Below are 15003 nucleotides of genomic sequence, written 5' to 3' on the forward strand. Positions count from 1 at the left end.
TGGATATGGCCTGGCGGCGGAGCATGCGGGGCGTTGTCGGCGTGGATCAGAAGCGGTGCGACCAGCCCACCGTCAGCACCCGCCCGCGTCCGGCGGTGTAGGTGTCGTTGCGTGGCGTGCTCTGCGAGTAGTAGGTGACGTACTGCTCGGAGAAGACGTTCTCGACGCCCACGCTCAGCGTGCCGACGGGCAATTTGACGCGTGTGAGCAGATCCACCGTGGTGTAGCCGTCGAAGCCGGCCACTGGGTTGCCGCGCAGGTCGAATTCGCGGTCCAGCGCCTTGCTCGCCTGCAGGCGCACGTCCACCGAGGGCGTGAACGATGCCTCCCAGAACCCGGTGATACGGTCTGGGCTGATATTGATGCCCGGCAGGTCGCTGTCGACGCGGCCATCGGCATTGCTGTCGTAGCGCCCTTCGCTGCGCGCGTAGGCCAGGCCCGCGCGCATGCCGTCGCTGAAGCGGAACGACAGGCTGCCATCGAAGCCCTTGATCTCCGTGCGCTCGCGGACCACCGCATACGTCTGTGTCGCCGTATCGAAGGCCAGGCGCGAACCCAGGTCGGAGTCGGAGCGATACAAGGCCAAGTGCACCAGCCAGCGGCCGTCGTCGTAGTCCAGGCCGATCTCCTGGTTGTCGGCGATGACCGGCTGCAGGTCTACCAGGCTGTCCACCCGCTGGCCGGCAGCGGTGATGCCGCGCAGGACGCGGCCGATATCGGCCACGGTGTAGCCTTCGGCATAGGACGCATACAGCTTCAGCGCGTCGGTGGCCTCCCACACCAGGCCCAGGTTCGGCAGCGTCTCGGTGGTTTTCTTGGTGCCGCCGGTGACCAGATAGCGCGTCCCCTTCACGCCGGCGGGCACGGTGCGTTGGTCGGGGATGGTCAGGTAGTCGTCCACCTGCAGTTCGCCGCGCTCATGGCGAAGCCCGCCCGTCAACAGCCAGGCATCGGCGAACCGCCATTCCGCCTGCACGAAGGGCGAGACCGATTCGTAGGTCGTTTCCGGCACCCAGTCGATCTGCGCGTAAACCAGTTCCTGGTAGGTGCTGTCGCGGGCCAAGTCCAGCCCGAAGGTGGCCCGCAGATTCAACCCGAACAGGTCGCCGCGCGACCAGCTGAACTTGCCGCCCAGTTTCTCGGATGCGTTCTGCGACTGGTCGTACCAGTCCGGATCGCGCCCGTCGCCCCAGAAGTCGCCCCAGTAGCTGCCGCCGTAGAGCGCCTTGAAATCCACCCAGTACAGCTGCGTCTGCAGGAAGCCGCCGGCAAGATCGCGATCGGTGTAATCCATCACCACCGACGTCGAGCGATTGCGGGCGCCTTCGCCTTCGCTGCCACCGGGCGCGGACGTGGCCAACTGGCCGGTGGCGATGTTGCCCGGCACGGTGCGGTAATCGTTGTTGCCCTGCAGCTCGTAGCGGTTGGCGCTGACCTGCAGCCGCCGCTGGTCGTCGAAATTCCAGCCGACCTTGGCGAACAGGTTTTGGCTGCGCGCATCCATCAGGTCGCCCTGCACGTCGTTGACCGCGATCGCCCGGCCATCGCCGTCGTAATAGAGTCCCTCGCTGGCAAGGGACGCACCGCCTACGAAGTCGACGTCGCCTTGGCGTGTGCCGAAGACGTAGGACGCCTTGTAGCCCGCGCTATCGTCCTCGTGCGGGGCCGCAACGCTTCCGCTGACACTGATGTCGTGGAACGTCTGGCCATCCTTGCGGGGCGCGCGCTTGGTGATGATGTTGATGATGCCGCCGGAAGCGCCCAGGCCCTGCAGCGCATTGGCGCCGTGGATCACCTCGATGCGCTCGATCATCGCCGGATCGATGGTGTGGCCGTCGCGCCCACCTTCGCGCAGGGGCGTTGACTGCGGTACGCCATCGACCAGATACAGCGGCTTGCGTCCGCGCAGGTTCTCGCCGGCGTTGGTCAGCTTCTGGCGGGAAGGCGTGAACGCGGGAATCAGGTTGGCAAGGACCTGGGACAGGTCCTGCGTCAGCGCCAGCTGCTGATCCAACTGCTGGCGATCGATGATGGTGATGGTGTTCGGCAATGCAGCGGCGGAATCCGGCGTGCGGCTGGTGCTGGCCGATACGGTCACGCGGTCGAGCTGGACGGCATCGTTCGACTGCGCCGCGGCGAGGGGGCTCAGGACGGACGAGAGGGCGAGCGAAAGCAGGCTCAGGCGGAGCGGAGAGGTCATGGAGAACGATCGGGTGTGTCGGACCCGATCATTCTAAATGAGAATGGTTATCAGTAGCTAGGGTTTCCAGTGACGTCAACCCGGGAAACTTTAAGCAGCCGGCTCAGCCCGCCTCGGCGCCGAAGCGTGCCTGCACTTCGCTCAGCAGAGGCATGGCGAGCGCGGCGCCGGCGCGCTCGGTCGACAACGCGGCGTAACGGTTGGCGAAGCGCACATGCTCGGCGAACGACGCCTGCGAGGCGTCCGTGAGCGACGCAGCCAGCGCGCCATTGAAGGCGTCGCCGGCGCCGGTGGTGTCCACCACGGTCGCGGTTTCGGCCGCCACGCGGTAGTGCGGTCGCGCGTCGCCGCGCAGTGCATCTTCCGGGTGGGACACATAAACGCCCGTGGCGCCGAGCGTCACGACCACGGTGCCGTGCGGCAGCAACTGGCGGCAGTGCTGGTGCAGCGTCACGCCGTCGAGCGTGGCGACGTCGTCGGCCGCGACGCGTTCGCCCAGGTGGCGGGCGAGCAGCGCGGCAAACTCGGTTTCGTTGGGCGTGATGATGTCGGCCTGCGCCAGCAGTTCGGTCGTGGTGACCGCGTTGGCCGGTGCGGGATTCAGCAGGGTCGTCGCGCCACGCTGGCGCGCACCCTGCAGGGCGGCGAGTACGGTGTCGGCCGGGGATTCGAGCTGCGCCAGCAGGACGGCGGCCGTAGCGGTCACGTCGGACTGGGCGTCCACATGGTCCACCGACAGGGCGGCGTTCGCGCCGGCGCCGATCACGATGGTGTTGCGGCCATGCGCGTCGACGTAGATGCCCGCGGTCCCGGTGGGTTCATCGCTGGCCTGCGCGCGCAGGTCCAAGCCATCCGACGCCGCCAGGCCGCGCGCGAGCGCGCCCCCGGCATCCTCGCCCAAGGCACAAACGAACGTGGTGTCCGCGCCCGCCCGCACGGCGGCGATGGCCTGATTGAAGCCTTTGCCGCCCGGACCGCTGGCATACCGGCCGGTGATCGTCGCACCGGCCGTCGGCAGTGCGTCGCAGCGCCAGACGTGGTCGACATTGAAGGAGCCCAGCACGATGACGCGGGCGGCAGAAGATGAGGACGTAATCATGGTGCTATACCTGCGGTCCGGACCGCGGCAGCGCCACGGTCACGGGAGGGGAACGTAGAAAGATAGGGATGGACGGCCGTGGGCCGCGTCCTCGATCAACCGAAGTGCGACAGCACCCCGGCGATGGTGGCGGTCATCAGCGTGGCGATGGTGCCGCCGAGCACGGCGCGCAGGCCGAACCGGGCCAGGTCCGAGCGACGCTCGGGCGCCAGGCCGCCGATGCCGCCGATCTGGATGGCGATCGAACTGAAGTTGGCGAAGCCGCACAGTGCATAGGTCGCGATCAGGCGGCCCTCGTCGGTCAGCGTCACCCCGGGCGTCTGGCCGTTCACGATGCCGGCCAGCTGCAGGTACGCGACGAATTCGTTGATGACCACCTTCTGGCCGATCAGCGAACCCACCGTCGTCGCGTCCTGCCACGGCACGCCGATCACCCAGGCGATGGGTGCCAGCAGGTAGCCGAAGATCGTGGCCAGGTCGGTCGGTTTGCCGATGGCGGACGCCAGGCCGGTGACCTCGCCCAGCCAAGTCAGCGGCGCGTTGATCAGCGCGATCAGGGCGATGAAGGCCAGCAGCATCGCGCCGATGTTCAGCGCGAGCTTCAGGCCGTCGCCAGCGCCGGCCGCAGCGGCATCGATGATGTTGCTGGAGGTCTTCTCGACTTCCATCTTCACCGTGCCGCGAGTCAGCGGCGTGCCGGTTTCCGGGATCAGCAGCTTCGCGACCACCAGCGTGGCGGGCGCCGCCATGATGGACGCGGCCAGCAGGTGCTTGGCGTAGAACGCCTGCTGCTCCGGATCGCCACCGCCGAGCATGCCCACGTAGGCCGCCAGCACGCCGCCGGCGATGTGAGCCATGCCGCCGATCATCATGGTGATGAGCTCGGACTCGGTCATCTTCGGGATGTACGGACGCACCGTCAGCGGGGCTTCGGTCTGGCCGATGAAGACGCTGGCGCAAACGCTGGTGGTCTCCGCACCGGACACCTTCATCACCTTGGTGATGGCCAGGGCCATCATCCGCACGATGAACTGCATCACGCCCAAGTGGTACATCACGCCCATCAGCGCGGCGAAGAAGATGATGGTGGGCAGCACCTGGAAGGCGAAGATGAAGCCGAACTTCTCGGTGTCCATCAGGCTGCCGAAGATGAAGCCGGAGCCCGCCTTCACGAACTCCAGGATTTTCACGAAGCCGTGGCCGAGGGCGTCGAACACCTCGCGACCGCCCGGCACGAGCAGCACCAGCGCGGCGAAAGCGATCTGCAGGGTGACGCCCGTGGCGACCAGCTTCCAGTCGATGGCCTTCCGATTGTTGGAAAACAGCCAGACGATGCCGATCAGCACCGCCAGGCCGAACAGGCCGAAGCCGATCCGCCCCAAGACTTCCAGCATGTACTCCCCCAGACCTTGCATGTTGTTCTGACCGGGCAGTCTAGCAGCCGGCGGGGGCGGGCCAGGCCGTTCAGCCGATGCCGCGGAAGCCCACCCACAGGGCCAAGGCAAGGAACACCGCGGATGCCAGCCCACGGGCCAGTTTCAGCGGCAGCTTGTCGGCAAAGCGGTGGCCCAGCCAAACCACGGGCAGGTTGGCCAGCAGCATGCCGATCGTGGTCCCGGCGATGACCTGCCACAGCGGGTCGTACTTGGTCGCCAACAGCACCGTGGCGACCTGTGTCTTGTCGCCGATTTCGGCCAGGAAGAACGCCACCGTCGTCGCCAGGAAGGCGCCATGTGCCGGCAGGTTGTCGGCTTCGTCCTCGAGGGTGTCGGGCTTGAGCGTCCACAGCGCCACAGCCAGGAAGCTCGCCGCCACGATCCAGCGCAGGGCCTCGGGCGACAGCCATTCGGTCAGCTCGGCGCCCAGCCAGGCGGAGATCGCGTGGTTGATGAGGGTCGCGGCCAGGATGCCCAGCGCGATCGGCCACGGCTTGCGATAGCGTGCCGCCAGCAGCAGGGCGAGAAGCTGAGTCTTGTCGCCGATCTCGGCCAGGGTGACGGTTCCGGTGGAAACCAGCAGGGCGTGCAGGGACAACATCAAGGACTCCGGGGCCAGGCATTCGCGTCGAGCGCGAAGGCAAACGACGCACTGCCCGGCCCGGGTTAGCGCGACGCCTGCCTTCGGTCTTGCCCGGCGAAGCGAATCGCTTCGTCCCGTGCGCCATGGTCGTCGACCAAGTGTGTTGACGCGCGGACCCCGTCTGGACGGGTGGGCTACTCCCCGGAGGAGGAAAGTGCGCGCATTGTACGGGGCTCGTCTTGCCGGGGGCGGAGCCATTCTCATTTGCCGCCGCGCCGGCGACCGGGCCGGGCGCTACGATGCGCAGAGCCGCCATGGGAGCAAGCCATGCAGTACCGACGCTTGGGCACATCCGGACTCCAGGTTTCCGCGCTGTCCTTTGGCGCGTGGCTGACGTTCGGGCAGCAGGTCGGGCCGCGCGAGGCGGGGGAACTGATCGCCCTGGCCTGGGATCACGGCGTCAATTTCTTCGACAACGCCGAGGTCTATGGCCATGGCGAGGCCGAGCGCGTGATGGGCGCAGCGCTTCGCGCGTTGGCGTTGCCGCGGGACAGCTACTGCGTGTCCAGCAAGGTCTGCTTCGGTGCGGTGGACAATCCGCGTCCGACCCAGCGCGGCTTGTCGCGCAAGCACGTCACCGTGGCCTGCCACGACGCCTTGCGCCGACTGCAGGTGGAGCATCTGGACCTCTTCTTCTGCCATCGCCCCGATCCGGACACGCCAGTCGAAGAAACCGTGTGGGCGATGGATACGCTGATCCGGCAGGGCAAGGTGCTGTACTGGGGAACCTCGGAATGGCCCGCCGCGCGCATCCGCGAGGCGGCCGCGATCGCGCGCAAGCACCACCTGCATGGGCCCACCATGGAGCAGCCCCAGTACAACCTGCTGCATCGCCAGCGGGTGGAACTGGAATACGCGCCGCTCTACGCCGAACTGGGCCTGGGCACGACCACCTGGTCGCCGCTCGCCTCGGGTCTGCTGACCGGCAAATACGGCAAGGACATTGCCGAGGACACCCGGCTCGGACGGAGCGGGCATGAGGACTTGCGGCGGATGATCCTGGGCGCGGCCGGCGCGAAGCGGCAGGAGCGTGCGACCCGCTACGCGGCCGTCGCGGCCGAGCTGGGCGAGAAACCGGCGCCGTTGGCGATTGCGTGGTGCCTACAGAACCCGCACGTGTCGACCGTGATCCTCGGCGCTAGCCGGCCCGAGCAGCTACGGGAGAACCTGACCGCGCTGGATCTGGCTGCGCGTTACGACGAGGCGATATGGGCCCGGCTCACGGCCGCTGCCGACTGAAAACCGGGTGTTTACCGGGCCTTGACTCGCAAATAAGAATCATTATCATCAAAGCTCGTTCCGCCCCGGAGCTTCCCGATGATCTCGAACGTCACTGCATTGCCCACGATCGACACGCTGGCGCTGCGCGAGCGCCTTTCCCTGCCGCATGCAGAACCGCGCGCCGAGCAGGTGCTGGACAGCGCGGCCCTGCTGAAGGGAGAGCGCGAGGTGCTGATCCGCCATGGCGACCGCGTGTACCGCCTGCGCCACACCAGCAACGACAAGCTGATCCTCACCAAGTAATCCCGCGCACCGTCCCCGCGACGATGCGTCGCCACGGTGCCCCGCGGCGAACCACTCTCTCTCCACCGGGCGCCAGCCAAGGAACTTCCGGCCGCCAGCCTTCCGGGTCTTCTTACCACCCATAGGAATGCTGTACGCCATGATGCGTCCCACGCTGCTCACCGCGGCCGTGTGGTTGGCCCTTGCCGGCCATGCCCACGCCGCTCCCGCCGCCGATGCGGCCTCGTCCTCCTCTTCCAGCGCCGATGCGAACGAACTGGCGCGCATCCAGGTCACCGCCACGCGCAGCGAGCGTGCCGTCGCCGACGTGCCGAACACGGTCAGCGTGATCGACCGCGAGGAACTGGACGACCGCCTGGTCCGCGACATCAAGGGCCTGGTGCGCTACGAGCCCGGCGTGACCGTGACCTCCAGCTTCGGCCGCTTCGGCCTGGGCGGTTTCCGCATCCGCGGCCTGGAAGGCAACCGCGTGCGCATCCAGACCGACGGAATCCCGGTGTCGGACGCGTTCTCGATCGGCAGCTTCTCGAACGCGAACCGCAACTTCGTCGACTTGGACACGCTCAAGCAGGTCGACATCGTGCGCGGACCGTCCAGTTCGCTCTACGGCTCGGACGCACTCGGTGGCGTAGTCGCCTTCATCACCAAGGACCCGTCGGACTATTTCGACGATGGAAAGGATGCGTACTTCGGTTTCCGCTTGGGCTACGACGGCAGTTGGAACGGCCTGTTCGGTAACGCCACCGCGGCGTTCGGTGGCGAGCGCTGGAGCGGCTTGGTCAGCGTGGGTCATCGACAGGGCCAGGAAACCGAGAACCAGGGTGACGTCGCCGGCATCGGCGCCGCGCGCACCTTGCCCAATCCTCAGGAGCGCGATGGCCGCAGCCTGCTGACCAAACTGGTGTTCGCACCGAGCGAAGGGCAGCGGTTCCGCCTGACGGTGGAAGGTAACGAGGACAGCGCCGACACCGACCTGCTGACCCAGCAGGGGTACCAGTCGCTGACGCGCGCCACGAACGATCGCGTGATCGCGCGCGACCACCAGACGCGTGCGCGCGTCGCCTTCGCGCATGAGTGGGACGACCTGTCGGCCGGTTTCGCCGACAGCCTGGACTGGCAGGTCTACCGCCAGGACAGCGAGACCACCCAATACACGCGCGAGGAGCGCACGCTGCCGGCGCCGACGCTGCGCGACATCCGCGAGCGCGAGTTCAATTTCGACCAGCGCACGTACGGTCTGCAGGCGGACTTCCGCAAGGCGTTCGGCACCGCGGTCCGGCACGACCTGATCTATGGCGTGGACGTGGCGCGCACCGAAACGCGGCAGAAGCGCGACGGCCAGCGCACGTTTCCGCTGACCGGCGTGAGCACGCCGGTGATTTCGCCCGACGCGTTCCCCGTGCGCGACTTTCCGATAAGCAAGACCACGACCGCCGCGCTGTACGCGCAGGACGAGATCAGCTTCGCCGACGGCGCTTTCCGGCTGGTGCCGGGCCTGCGCGTGGACCACTACCGGCTCGATCCGCAGCATGACGCTATCTTCGACGCCGACAATCCCGGCGTCGCGTTGGCGGACATCCGCGAGACCAGCGTGTCGCCCAAGCTCGGCATGGTGTGGACGTTCGCGCCGAACTGGTCGCTGTTCGGCGGATACGCGCACGGCTTCCGTTCGCCGCCCTACAACGACGTCAATATCGGCTTCACCAACGTGCAGTTCGGCTACACGGCGATCGCGAATTCCGATCTGAAGCCCGAAACCAGCGACGGCGTCGAGTTCGGCGTGCGGTACGCCGGCAAGGCGGCGTACGCAAGCCTGTCGGGGTACTACAACCGCTACGACGACTTCATCGAGTCGATGCGCTTCATCGGCTACAACGATGCGGGGTTGATGGTCTACCAGTCGCAGAACATCGCCGAAGCGCAGATCCACGGCGTGGAGCTGAAGGCCGGCCTGGATATCGGCGCGTTGTCCGACGCGTGGTCGGGTTGGTCGCTGCGCGGCGCGGCGGCGTGGTCGCGCGGCAAGGACCGCAGCACCGACATGCCGCTGGACAGCGTGGATCCGCTGACCGCGACGCTGGGCCTGGCGTACGACCACGACGTCTGGGGCGCGGAACTGGCGGGTCGCTTTGTCGACCGCAAGCGCCGCGTCTCCGATCCGGACTACTACCGCCAGGCGGGATACGGCGTGCTGGACCTGTACGCGCACTGGAATTTTGCGCCCGGCGCGAAGTTCAATGTCGGCGTATTCAACCTGGCCGATCGCCGCTACATCGACGCAGGGGACATGGCGCTCGTCGCCATCGGCAACACCACGCTGGATCGCTACACCGCGCCGGGACGCACGCTCTCTGCGAGTCTGGCGGTGAGCTGGTAACCGCGATGCCGATGCTGCGGGCACTTCCGGGTTCGGTCGCGGGCGCATCTGCGGATGCGTTCCCGGGCGCCGCACAACTGGCGGCGCTGGGTCCGGTGTTGTGCCTGTACCGCACGCAGCACGGCAGCGAACTCGCCGGCTGGCAGCAGGCGGTGCGGGTGGAGGCGCACACCGGCGTGGGCAGCGATGGCCTGGACGAACGCCTGCTGTTCTTCGATGCGCAGGGTCGCTGCTGCTGGCGCCTGTGCCTGTTGCCGGACAGCGACTTCGTCGCCTGGGATCGCCTGGTCGCGTCGTTGCCGCAAGGCGCCGATGGCGAGGCCGCCGGCTTGGCCGAGCGCTTATGGCGACGGCTCGCCGGTCGCCTGCTCGGCGGGCAATGGCGTGCGTGCGCCCTGCAGCTGCATGCGGTGCCCCAACCCGCCGCGCTGCCTGTGCTCGCGGCCAGCCTGTCGCTGATGTCGGTGCTGGGTGTGAACACCGCCCGCCGCATCGCTCATGCGGAGGGCGCGGAGCTGGAAAGCGGACTGCACGACTGCTGCTGCGCGTCGTCGGCCCGATACACCGCGCCGACGCCGGGAGCGGAAAGACAAACCCTAACCGACGCGGGCGACAAGGTCGTTCCGCTGATCAGACCCATATGAGAGAAGCCGCCATGAAAACACCCGTCGCCAACTTGCTGTCCACCGCCTTGCTGCTGGTCGCAGGACAGGCCTTTGCCGACCCTGCGCGCGATCGCCAGTCGATCCTGGCGATGCAGGGCGATTACACCGTCGACTTCGCCTTCGACGAAACCGTCCTGCTGCAGTCCGGCTACGAGCGCCAGGCGGCCATGCGTAGTGGCGGCGACGAGACCGTCATCGTGGTCGAGGACACGCCGGCCCGGATCGTCCTCCAGCACATCCTGGTCGACGCCAAGAGTGGGCACGTCACCAAGCACTGGCGGCAGGACTGGACGTACGAAGCGCCCACGCGCTTCGAGTTCAGCGCCGACCAGACCTGGCACGTGCGCGCGATTCCTGCCGATGCCACGCACGGCGCGTGGACGCAGTGCGTGTACGAAGTCAGCGATGCGCCACGCTACTGCGGCACCGGGCGCTGGGACTACACCCACGGCGTCGCCACCTGGACCAGCGATCTGAGCTGGCGCCCGTTGCCGCGCCGCGAATACACCAAGCGCAGCGACTACAACGCGCTTTCCGTGGTGAACCGCCACACGTTGACGCCGAACGGCTGGACCCACGAGCAGTTCAATACCAAGGTGCTGCGCAGGCCCGACGGCACGCAGGTAGCGCTGGCGCGCGAGTTCGGCTTCAACGATTACCTGAAGACCACCGAGGTCGACTTCACGCCCGCGCGCGACTACTGGCAGGCGACGGCCGGCTACTGGGCCAAAGTGCGCGCGCACTGGAACGGCTTCCTGTCGAAAGCACCGGGCGTGCATCTGAAGACCCAGGTCGACGGCATGGCGATGATCATTCCGCTGTTCACCCAGGCGGGCGAAATCCAGGAAGGCAGGACCGTGGCGGACGCCGCCATCGCCAAGGTGTTTGCCGACTGGGTCGAACCTGCGCCCGCGGACCGGGCTGCCACACCCGGGTTGTCGCGCTGATGTTCTCTCCGGCACAGGGACGTGCCACCCGCCAAAAAAAGACCCCCGCGGAGCGGGGGCAGGGGATTCACGGGTTTCTCTTCTAATAATGCGTGTCAGAGCAGCGTGCCGCCCTTGCCCGAAGGAGGCACGGGCGGCGCCGGCGGCGGAGGCGGCAGCGGTGCGTCGCCGTCGTCGTCTTCGAAGGTCTGCACCTTGCCGTCCTGGTCGACGATCATCACGCGCCGACGCTCCACGACGGTTGGCGCCTTGCCGGCCGCCTCGGCCACGCGCGGCTTCACCACGACGCGCGAGGTCGACGGGAACCGGAACGCGGCGGCCTTGGGCACGCTGATGGTGCTCGTCCGTGTCTGCCGGTCGCGCAGGTACTCGACCGCGACCTTGGCGTCCTCGGGCTTGTCGCGCAGCGCCTGGGTGACGTCGCGCGGCGTCGTCACCGGCTTGCCGTCAACCTTGCGGATCACGTCGCCGGCTTGCAGGCCCGCGAGTTCTTCACCGATGGAGAGGACGAGCACGCCGTTTTCAGTGCCGAAGTAGCGACCGAGCGAGGCATCCACCGTCGCCAGGTTGAGGTTGCTCCAGCGGAAGGCTTCGGCCAGCGCGGGCAGACGGCAATCTTCGCCCTTGCAGTCGCCCAGCCTGCCGAGCTGGCGCAGCTCGCGTTGGACTTCCGGCGCGATGACAGTGGCAATGTCACCCATCGGCATGGGCGCGCCGTCGATCCATGGCATGCCGCCGTCGCCGGTACGGAGGAAGAACGTGCCAGGCCCCTGGCTCGCGAACGCGACGCGTGGCGACACTTGCGTGGGCGTGACGCTGGCGTCGTGCGTCTTGCCGTCGCGCTGGTACGTGACCCGCACGGGCGTCTCCGCCTGGAGGTCGGCGAGCAGCTTGCGCGCATGCGCCACGCGCGCATCGCCGGTACTGCCGTTGACCGTTTCGCCTTGCACGCGCAGGAGGCGGTCGCCCGCCTTCAGGCCGGCCTTGGCGGCGCCGCTATCCGGCGTCACCCCGGTGATGCGTACGCCTGCCGCGTCGTCGCCCGACAGCAGGACGCCCAGGCGCGGGCGGCGGACGATGAGATGATCGATCTCGACGGGAGAGCCCACGCGGTCGGCATCCTTCGAGAGTTCGGCCACGCGCTTGGCGGCGCGTTGCAGGTCGGCGCGCGCGGCGTCCAGTTCCTTCTGCCTGGCGGCGTCCTCCTGCTGTGCGAAGGCCGGCAGGGGTGCGACCAATGCGAAGGCGAGCAGTGTCGTGGGAAAGGACTTGAGCATCGTAAGTCTCCTCGTTGCGTGTGCTTATCAATAGATGGCGGTGTCGGCGGCGTTGTCGTTCAGGGCGACCTGCCAGCGTTGGGTGGCTTCCACGCCCGTGAGCTGGCGCAGCGTGTCCACGCGCTGCTCCCACAGCGCGGTGCGGGTGGCGTCCGGCAAGGCGGGTTGCGAAAGCGCGAGATCGATATGGCTGACCTGGTCCTGCAGGTCGGCGCTGACCGCGAGCGCAGCCACGTTGCCGGTGTGGCTGTCGGGCAACTGCGCGAGCACGGCTTCGAGGCGGGCGGATTCGGTGTAGAGCGCGTCCAGCCGCGCAGGCTCGGCCTCCACCGGGACAGGCGCGGCGCGCGCAACGGCCGGGCGCACCGTTGATGCCGGGGCAAGCAACGGGGTCGTGGCGATATCCGTCGGAATGCCGATCACGGGTTCGCTTGCGGACGGACCCGCCGGCGCATCCGGACGCGCCGGTGACGTCGTGGCGATGGCCGGTGCACGCTGCAGTGGTGGCGCGGTGACCTCGGCGTTCCGCCACTGCATGAGCGGGATCACGGCGGCGAAGAAGGCGGTGGCGGCCAGCGCCAGGGCAGGGCGGTGCCAGCGCGTCGGGCGTGCGGGTGCCTGCACCGGCGGCAGCGCGGCAGCGAGACGCTGCCATGCGCCATCGGGAGGGGTTTCCAGCGGCAGCGCGCCGAAGGCATCGCTCCAGTCGCGCGGCATGGGTTCGCGGGCACGGGAATCAGGCATGGACGGTGTCCTCGATGTTCAACAGCACCCGCAGCCGGCGGGTGCCGCGGGAGACCTGCGATTTGGAGAAGCTCGGCGTGCGCTGCATCAGCGCGGCGATCTCCTCGTGGGTGTAGCCCTCGGCGTGGTACAGCCACAACACGCTGCGGGTCGCCGCGGGCAGCGCGTCCAGGGCCCGCTGCAGCAAGGCCGCGTCGGCGGCCGCGGCAGGCGGCAGGCCGTGGTCCTGCGGCAGGTCGTCTTCGTCCACCGAGATCTCGGCGACCAACCGCTTCTGCCGACGCAGGCGCAGCAGCGCCTCGTTGACGGCGATCTGGCGCAGCCAACCCCAGAAGGGGCAGTCGCCACGGTAGTCGGGCAGGTGGTGGAAGAGTTTCAGCATGGTGTCCTGCAGCACATCGCCTGCATCCTCCCGATCGCCGCAGATCCGCAGGGCGAGGGTGAACACCGGACGTTCGAAGCGCCGGTAGATCTGCCCGAACGCCTCCCGGCAGCCGGTCCGCGCGCGGGCGACCAGGCTGTCGGGGATGTCGATGGCGAACTGCGATCGGCTCACGCGGGTGGGTTCTTCGGGCTGTCGGAGGTAGGGATGCCGCAGCGGGCAATACCGTCGCAACGGCCGGAAAGTTCCTGCCGGTCGCCGGGTCAGGGCGTGCCTATAATCGGATCTACATCACGGGAAGGGGGTCAGCATGGAGTTCGGTCTTTCGACACTGGTGGTTGCGGCGGTGCTGCTGTTCATCGTGGTCACCTTCTTTAAGGGGGTGCGCGTGGTACCGCAGGGCTATGAGTTCACGGTGGAGCATTTCGGCAAGTACACCCACACCATGTCCCCCGGTCTGCACTTCCTGATCCCGTACATGCAGAGCATCGGCCGCAAGGTCAACATGATGGAGCAGGTGTTCGAGGTGCCGTCGCAGGACGTGATCACCAAGGACAACGCCGTGGTGAAGGTGGACGGCGTGGTGTTCTTCCAGGTGCTGGACGCGGCCAAGGCCGCCTATGAAGTCTCCAGCCTGGACCAGGCCATGATCGCGCTGGTGCAGACCAACATCCGCACGGTGATCGGCTCGATGGACCTGGACGAGTCACTCAGCCAGCGCGAGACCATCAACGCCAAGCTGCTTGGCGTGGTGGACCATGCGACGAGTCCGTGGGGCGTGAAGGTCAACCGCATCGAGATCAAGGACATCCAGCCGCCGCGCGACCTGGTCGATGCGATGGCGCGGCAGATGAAGGCCGAGCGCGACAAGCGCGCCTCGATCCTCGAGGCCGAGGGCGCCCGCGCGTCGGACATCCTGCGCGCCGAAGGCGAGAAGCAGAGCGCGATCCTGGAAGCCGAGGGCAAGCGCGAGGCGGCGTATCGCGAAGCCGAGGCCCGCGAGCGCCTCGCGGAAGCGGAAGCCAAGGCGACCGAGCTGGTGTCCAATGCCATCGCCCAGGGCGACGTACAGGCCATCAACTACTTCATCGCGCAGAAGTACGTGGAGGCCTTCAAGGAACTGGCCACCGCGCCGAACCAGAAGTTCGTGCTGATGCCGATGGAGGCCAGCGGCGTGATCGGCTCCATCGCCGGCATCGCCGAACTGGCCAAGGAAGCGCTGACCAAGCAGCAGGTGGCCGCACCTGCGCGCCCGCCGCGCGTTCCGGGAGGCTGACATGAGCTTCAAGTTCGCGTTCTGGGCGATCGGGGCGCTGGTGCTGTTCGCCGCGGAGGCGATGGCGCCGGGCGCCTTCATGCTGTGGTTCGGTTTTGCCGCGGTGGCGATGGCCATCGTGGTGCTGGTGGCGCCGGGTCTGGGCTGGCTGGCGCAGGCCGTGCTGTTCTCCGTGCTCGCGCTGATCTCCGTGGCGGTCTATCGCAAGTGGTTTCGCGGCAAGGGACGTCAGAGCGACAAGCCGCTGTTGAACCGGCGTGCCGAGCAATTGGTCGGCACGGTGGCCGTGCTCGACCAGGCGACCGCCGGCGGTCGCGGCCGGGTCAAGATCGACGATGCGTTCTGGACGGTGGAAGGCCCCGACCTGCCGGTCGGTACCCGCGTGCGGGTGGTGGCCGTGGATGGCATGACCCTGAAGGTCCAGGAGGCCTGA

General features: G+C 67.8%; 14 protein-coding genes. 7 read left to right on the forward strand and 7 right to left on the reverse strand.

Features of this window, described 5'->3' with window-relative positions; translation table 11 throughout:
* Window positions 1-46: 46 nt before the first annotated feature.
* The 4 genes from AC23D6_RS03915 to AC23D6_RS03930 form a co-directional block, all read right to left on the reverse strand.
* Window positions 47-2200: a TonB-dependent receptor gene (locus AC23D6_RS03915; protein WP_487751518.1), complete on the reverse strand. Its 2154-nt coding sequence runs from the start codon at window positions 2198-2200 to the stop codon at window positions 47-49.
* 103 nt (window positions 2201-2303) lie between these two features.
* Window positions 2304-3299 (reverse strand): ribokinase, encoded by a 996-nt coding sequence (locus AC23D6_RS03920; RefSeq protein WP_487751519.1) that lies wholly within the window; start codon window positions 3297-3299, stop codon window positions 2304-2306.
* Window positions 3300-3394: 95 nt separating this feature from the next.
* The gene (locus AC23D6_RS03925) at window positions 3395-4693 is read right to left on the reverse strand and encodes a NupC/NupG family nucleoside CNT transporter (protein ID WP_487752566.1); all 1299 of its coding nucleotides are present in this window, start codon (window positions 4691-4693) and stop codon (window positions 3395-3397) included.
* A 70-nt stretch (window positions 4694-4763) separates the two neighbouring features.
* A complete protein-coding gene (locus tag AC23D6_RS03930) occupies window positions 4764-5336 on the reverse strand; it encodes a TMEM165/GDT1 family protein (protein ID WP_487751520.1) in 573 nt (190 codons plus the stop codon).
* 309 nt (window positions 5337-5645) lie between these two features.
* On the opposite strand from AC23D6_RS03930, the gene AC23D6_RS03935 reads away from it, so the two are divergent.
* The 5 genes from AC23D6_RS03935 to AC23D6_RS03955 all read left to right on the forward strand — a co-directional run bounded on the left by AC23D6_RS03935 (window position 5646) and on the right by AC23D6_RS03955 (window position 10891).
* Complete coding sequence (locus AC23D6_RS03935; RefSeq protein ID WP_487751521.1) at window positions 5646-6617, forward strand: aldo/keto reductase; 972 nt, start codon at window positions 5646-5648, stop codon at window positions 6615-6617.
* 78 nt (window positions 6618-6695) lie between these two features.
* Window positions 6696-6902, forward strand: a complete 207-nt coding sequence (hemP, locus tag AC23D6_RS03940; RefSeq protein ID WP_487751522.1) for a hemin uptake protein HemP — start codon at window positions 6696-6698, stop codon at window positions 6900-6902.
* 139 nt (window positions 6903-7041) lie between these two features.
* The gene (locus tag AC23D6_RS03945) at window positions 7042-9279 is read left to right on the forward strand and encodes a TonB-dependent hemoglobin/transferrin/lactoferrin family receptor (protein ID WP_487751523.1); all 2238 of its coding nucleotides are present in this window, start codon (window positions 7042-7044) and stop codon (window positions 9277-9279) included.
* Between the two features lie 5 nt (window positions 9280-9284).
* Window positions 9285-9923 carry a Hemin transport protein gene (locus tag AC23D6_RS03950; RefSeq protein ID WP_487751524.1) on the forward strand — a complete coding sequence of 213 codons (639 nt, stop codon included), beginning with the start codon at window positions 9285-9287 and terminating at the stop codon, window positions 9921-9923.
* An 11-nt stretch (window positions 9924-9934) separates the two neighbouring features.
* A complete protein-coding gene (locus tag AC23D6_RS03955) occupies window positions 9935-10891 on the forward strand; it encodes a DUF6607 family protein (RefSeq protein WP_487751525.1) in 957 nt (318 codons plus the stop codon).
* A gap of 95 nt (window positions 10892-10986) precedes the next feature.
* Here AC23D6_RS03955 and AC23D6_RS03960 read toward each other — a convergent pair whose 3' ends face one another.
* The 3 genes from AC23D6_RS03960 to AC23D6_RS03970 are packed head-to-tail and all read right to left on the reverse strand — an operon-like array spanning window position 10987 to window position 13468.
* A complete protein-coding gene (locus AC23D6_RS03960; RefSeq protein ID WP_487751526.1) occupies window positions 10987-12168 on the reverse strand; it encodes a PDZ domain-containing protein in 1182 nt (393 codons plus the stop codon).
* A 27-nt stretch (window positions 12169-12195) separates the two neighbouring features.
* The gene (locus AC23D6_RS03965) at window positions 12196-12912 is read right to left on the reverse strand and encodes a hypothetical protein (protein ID WP_487751527.1); all 717 of its coding nucleotides are present in this window, start codon (window positions 12910-12912) and stop codon (window positions 12196-12198) included.
* Window positions 12905-13468, reverse strand: coding sequence for an RNA polymerase sigma factor (locus tag AC23D6_RS03970; protein WP_487751528.1), 564 nt, complete (start codon window positions 13466-13468; stop codon window positions 12905-12907). The genes AC23D6_RS03965 and AC23D6_RS03970 overlap by 8 nt, the downstream gene beginning before the upstream one ends.
* Window positions 13469-13604: 136 nt before the next feature.
* On the opposite strand from AC23D6_RS03970, the gene AC23D6_RS03975 reads away from it, so the two are divergent.
* Both AC23D6_RS03975 and AC23D6_RS03980 read left to right on the forward strand, forming a co-directional pair.
* Entirely contained in the window at window positions 13605-14570 is a 966-nt protein-coding gene (locus AC23D6_RS03975; RefSeq protein ID WP_487751529.1) for an SPFH domain-containing protein, read from the forward strand.
* Between the two features lies 1 nt (window position 14571).
* Window positions 14572-15003, forward strand: a complete 432-nt coding sequence (locus AC23D6_RS03980) for an NfeD family protein (RefSeq protein WP_487751530.1) — start codon at window positions 14572-14574, stop codon at window positions 15001-15003.

It is taken from the genome of Pseudoxanthomonas sp. G3, from assembly GCF_057654715.1.

What these genes read in the sequence shown, in the direction of transcription:
- AC23D6_RS03915 (WP_487751518.1), bottom strand. Translation starts at nt 2,200, where the DNA reads ATGACCTCTCCGCTCCGCCTGAGCCTGCTTTCGCTCGCCCTCTCGTCC.
- AC23D6_RS03920 (WP_487751519.1), bottom strand. Translation starts at nt 3,299, where the DNA reads ATGATTACGTCCTCATCTTCTGCCGCCCGCGTCATCGTGCTGGGCTCC.
- AC23D6_RS03925 (WP_487752566.1), bottom strand. Translation starts at nt 4,693, where the DNA reads ATGCTGGAAGTCTTGGGGCGGATCGGCTTCGGCCTGTTCGGCCTGGCG.
- AC23D6_RS03930 (WP_487751520.1), bottom strand. Translation starts at nt 5,336, where the DNA reads ATGTTGTCCCTGCACGCCCTGCTGGTTTCCACCGGAACCGTCACCCTG.
- AC23D6_RS03935 (WP_487751521.1), top strand. Translation starts at nt 5,646, where the DNA reads ATGCAGTACCGACGCTTGGGCACATCCGGACTCCAGGTTTCCGCGCTG.
- hemP (WP_487751522.1), top strand. Translation starts at nt 6,696, where the DNA reads ATGATCTCGAACGTCACTGCATTGCCCACGATCGACACGCTGGCGCTG.
- AC23D6_RS03945 (WP_487751523.1), top strand. Translation starts at nt 7,042, where the DNA reads ATGATGCGTCCCACGCTGCTCACCGCGGCCGTGTGGTTGGCCCTTGCC.
- AC23D6_RS03950 (WP_487751524.1), top strand. Translation starts at nt 9,285, where the DNA reads ATGCCGATGCTGCGGGCACTTCCGGGTTCGGTCGCGGGCGCATCTGCG.
- AC23D6_RS03955 (WP_487751525.1), top strand. Translation starts at nt 9,935, where the DNA reads ATGAAAACACCCGTCGCCAACTTGCTGTCCACCGCCTTGCTGCTGGTC.
- AC23D6_RS03960 (WP_487751526.1), bottom strand. Translation starts at nt 12,168, where the DNA reads ATGCTCAAGTCCTTTCCCACGACACTGCTCGCCTTCGCATTGGTCGCA.
- AC23D6_RS03965 (WP_487751527.1), bottom strand. Translation starts at nt 12,912, where the DNA reads ATGCCTGATTCCCGTGCCCGCGAACCCATGCCGCGCGACTGGAGCGAT.
- AC23D6_RS03975 (WP_487751529.1), top strand. Translation starts at nt 13,605, where the DNA reads ATGGAGTTCGGTCTTTCGACACTGGTGGTTGCGGCGGTGCTGCTGTTC.
- AC23D6_RS03980 (WP_487751530.1), top strand. Translation starts at nt 14,572, where the DNA reads ATGAGCTTCAAGTTCGCGTTCTGGGCGATCGGGGCGCTGGTGCTGTTC.